General features: G+C 46.2%; 1 protein-coding gene. It reads left to right on the forward strand.

Annotation, left to right across the window (positions count from 1 at the left end; translation table 11 throughout):
- Nucleotides 1–519 (forward strand): IS110 family transposase (locus tag GC098_RS03035; RefSeq protein ID WP_171640857.1); only part of this gene is annotated, 519 nt, incomplete at both ends.

The following is a 519-nucleotide window of genomic DNA, read 5'->3' on the forward strand; positions in this document are numbered from 1 at the left end:
AACTTTCGGGGTATCGTTCTTGCCAAGCGACATCTATCATTTACAAACGACTTAGAAGGATTCGAAAGATTACAACGTTGGATGGATGAATTGCAACAGAAGCATCGATTGAATACCCTAATCATCGGTATGGAGCCAACCGGACACTACTGGTTTAACTTGGCTAATTGGCTTGCCGACAAAGGCATAAACGTTGTCATGGTGAATCCTGCTACCACCAAACGAAATAAGGAGAACCGCGATAATTGTCCGTCCAAGAGTGATCCTAAGGATGCCCTTGTTATCGCGGACGTCGTCTGCCGAGGCTATTACTATGAATACACACGACAGGCTACCGTCTTTCAAAGGTTACGGACGATGATGAGTGATCGGGAATTTTGGGTAACGAATAGTGTCCGGCTGCAAAACCGGATTATCCGCTGGTTGGATATCCGGTTCCCCGAGTATACCTCGGTGTTCAAAGACTGGACCTGCAAACGTTCCTTGGCTACTCTTAAAGATTTACCCTCACCACTAGAT

The sequence above is a fragment of the Paenibacillus phytorum genome (assembly GCF_013141715.1).
GTDB classification, from domain to species: Bacteria; Bacillota; Bacilli; order Paenibacillales; family NBRC-103111; genus Paenibacillus_E; species Paenibacillus_E phytorum.